We start from the raw sequence: 3,183 nt of genomic DNA, 5'->3' as shown, positions 1-3,183 counted from the left end.
AAATCCCTGTGGATCGGGCAATTGGGTAATGGTATTTGTCGTCATGTGGCATATCCTTTTCTCAGATGAGAATTGCGGCGCGTGAACAACGCCATGATATGCCGCCCCTCAGGGCCATCACCAACTTTCAGCTATATCTCGGGAACATGCTGCGAACGATCTAACGGCTGTAGAGAGCCCAAAAAGCCCCTCGAAATGTGATCTCAGAGATGAAATAAAGTTAGTCTGGCGGAAAATGAGGCTTTGTTCTGCGATGACGTCCCCTTCACTGCAAAAACTAATATGGTTTCAAGTTCTTAACTTTGTGGCGTCCTTGCTGGTCTACGCGACGACACCGGTGTCGGTGTTCGGGCTTAGCGTCATTTATCAGCTGTTTGGCGTCAAAATTATTGCTCTGATTTACTTCAATGATTTCCCTCATAAGAAAGACAAATACAGTTTCGTCTTTTTCTCTTTGGCTTGTATTGAGACCCTGCTGCTATTTTCCGCTGGGTCGTTCTCGATCTACACATTCTTGTTCTCTCGGCTTTGATCTCAACGTCGGCATTGTCCGCACCTTACCAGTTTGCCGACCGCGCAGCAAAGTCAACTATTGTGTAATCGAGTCGGGTGCGATGAGTCCGCTTTGGGCTGACAGCGGTCAACCGGGGTTACACTGAAAGCCGACTGGCGGCGGCCCGGAACGAAAATCCAAGCGCCGCACTGCCGCAAGGCTGCTCGGAGCCCATTCAAAAAATCCTGCGGCAAGCACGAATGGCTGGAGTGCCAACCACCTTGCTTCTCGCGGCAACGCAGTATTCCCTGCCATGCTCACTCTACTACCACACATTCACAGGAGGACCGGACGTTCGTCGCGAGGAATGCAATCGGCAACTCAGCCGGACACGCTACCGCCTTTCAGCCGGCAGGCAAAGGCGCTGGATACCTGCGTGTTCCTTGTCGTTGAGTAAGGGAACCAGTCTCGTCATTGCTGCAATGCACGCGAGTATCGTCCAACCCCAGGGTCGGGCACCGCATGAGAACTTGCGAAGCCCTTTTCACACGATAAGAGCTCTTAGTAGGCGGCGAGTCGCTTTTCGTCGCACGGGTTTTCTCCGAACGCCACGAACCGGTCCAGCGTAACAAGTCGAGCCGCCGTGAGCTGCACGCGGGTGACCCGGTTGCCGATCTGAACGGCCCGAGATAGACTCTCACCTTCGGGGAAAAGTGAAAACTCGTCCAATTCTGCTCCTTCCAGAGAGGTCCACTCTCCCCGCTCCCGCAAGACGGAATAGACGACACCATTCCAATAGTTGACGGCCTTGTTCGCTTCCTGTGCAATGCACAAAATCGCGGAAAAATCCTTTTCCACAACGCCTTGCGTTGAGGCCGCAGGAAGAGGGAATGCCTTGTGTGCGATCCCGGCAAGGCCACCGATGTCGATGTACTGATTGGCCTCGTGTGACGTGATGTACTCGTAGTTCTCTGCCAGCGCGCGGGAGGCACTGGAGAGTGCCACGCCCTCCTTGGGCCAGTTGATCAACAGAAGTTCGAGATCGAGATAGGCTCCCGCAATTGCAAACTGCTTCCCCTTGGGCTGTTCTTCGGTCCGGATGAGCGTGACCCCCTCGATCTGCTGTTCGCGTTTGAGCAGGGCCGAGGTGGCCAGGCTCACAGCGTCAGTGAAGGCCAGCATAATGCCGAGAAAACCTGCGAGGGCGGTTGTCGGCCGTGTGACCATTTTAGTCACACGGCCGAGATAGTTTGACAAGTGCTTCATGCTCAGAAGCTCCAGTTGCAGGCGGTGGAGAGTTCGCGGAGAACTGGCTCCATTCCGCGCAGATCGAATTCGACGTCGAAGTCGACACGCCCTCGCTCTGCGAAATTCAGAGTCATCTGGTCCCCGCGAACCATCGATTTGAGGAAATCTCCGGCCCAGCCAGGAACAAAAGCAGAGCTCTTGTTGTTGGAAAGCCCCCAGAACTCCTGCTTTCGCGACTGTCCGGCAATGTCGACGATCGTCATCAGGGCATCGCCTGACTTCTGTTCGTTGAAAGCGACAAAAGCGTCTGTCGTGTTGTTCTTGCAACGTGCGATGAAGGCGTAGGGCTTGCCTTCAGCGTTGGCCCCCGTGTCGGCAGGGAGAATGATACCTACGGCAGGGCCACCGTCTTCGGGTCCGACTTTCTGTAGGATCCACTTCCCGGACAGTTCTTCGCCGTCAGGTCCTTTTGACGCCCTGGGCGGGCGCTGAAACAGGTAGCGACGGCACACATGATCGAAGAAGGTGGCCTGCTCGGCGTTAGTGCCGAAAAGCAGTGTGACGAAGCCCTGTTCGGGTTGCTCCATGGCAAGCACGTATCGAAAGGGTTGCCCGTCGCAGGTTTCGAACGGAAGAGACTTGCCAATGTCGGCATCTTCGATTGCGAGGAATGTGGCCTGCGTGTCATCCGGAAGACCCTCGGGATCGAAGTTCCCTGGTACTTCAGTCACACCGATCTGCGAGCCATCGCTGAAGATCAGCTTGCTGTCTGAGACGATAATCGGGCCAGCTTCTGTGAGTGCGGGGCGGTCGAGAGGCGTCAGTGCATATGTTTCTCCGGAAGTGGCCGGAGAATTGAACGACAGCGACAAGGCAAATAAGAAAAGGGCCACCGAAAGTGGGCGGCGGAGTGATGTCATCATGTCTTGCGGTCCCTGCATTCCGTTTTTTTTCGAATTGGTTTTCACGGAAGGAGAAGGGGTTCAAGGACCTATCTATTTGGACAGGTTCTTGATTCTTCGGCCCTCTCTGTGTGTTGCAAACTGGATACATACGAGGAAGTGTGTGGCGTCTGGACGACCGCGGAGCGAATCCGAATGTGTCTGACTTAGCAATGCCGTCCAGATTCCAGCTCAATGTCTTTTGCCGAGTTTGGAAACGGGGATATGGTGAAGCCGTGGCGAGTGGATGAAGAGCCTGTTCGTTCAATCATAAACTCTTTGCATAGAGGTCTCGTCACTACCTTTCGGCGGTACTGTCTTGATCGTCTGCTGTGGGAGCGGTCGTCTGAACCGAAACCGTGCTAGGGTCAGGACTCATAGCCAATAGATGACGGTTGCCGCTAGCGCGATTGCGGAGAGGAAGACCTTCGGGCACCTGTCGTATCGGGTCGCGACCCGTCTCCAATCTTTCAACCTGCCGAACATGATCTCGATGCGATT

3 protein-coding genes are annotated in these 3,183 nt (G+C 54.7%); all 3 read right to left on the bottom strand.

What is annotated here, in order from left to right:
- Window positions 1-1,054 precede the first annotated feature (1,054 nt).
- Window positions 1,055-1,759 (bottom strand): hypothetical protein, encoded by a 705-nt coding sequence (locus tag ABJO75_RS27975; RefSeq protein WP_348414034.1) that lies wholly within the window; start codon window positions 1,757-1,759, stop codon window positions 1,055-1,057.
- Between the two features lie 2 nt (window positions 1,760-1,761).
- Entirely contained in the window at window positions 1,762-2,664 is a 903-nt protein-coding gene (locus tag ABJO75_RS27970) for a hypothetical protein (RefSeq protein WP_348414033.1), read from the bottom strand.
- A gap of 393 nt (window positions 2,665-3,057) precedes the next feature.
- Window positions 3,058-3,183 (bottom strand): transposase (locus tag ABJO75_RS27965; RefSeq protein ID WP_333483634.1); only part of this gene is annotated, 126 nt, incomplete at its 5' end.

Source organism: Sedimentitalea sp. (assembly GCF_039973035.1).
Taxonomy (GTDB): Bacteria; Pseudomonadota; Alphaproteobacteria; order Rhodobacterales; family Rhodobacteraceae; genus Sedimentitalea.
Note: the sequence above shows the minus strand (reverse complement) of the source record. Positions and strands in the feature narration are given on the sequence as shown.

Coding starts and splice junctions, on each gene's coding strand:
- ABJO75_RS27975 (WP_348414034.1), bottom strand. CDS start 1,759: ATGAAGCACTTGTCAAACTATCTCGGCCGTGTGACTAAAATGGTCACA.
- ABJO75_RS27970 (WP_348414033.1), bottom strand. CDS start 2,664: ATGATGACATCACTCCGCCGCCCACTTTCGGTGGCCCTTTTCTTATTT.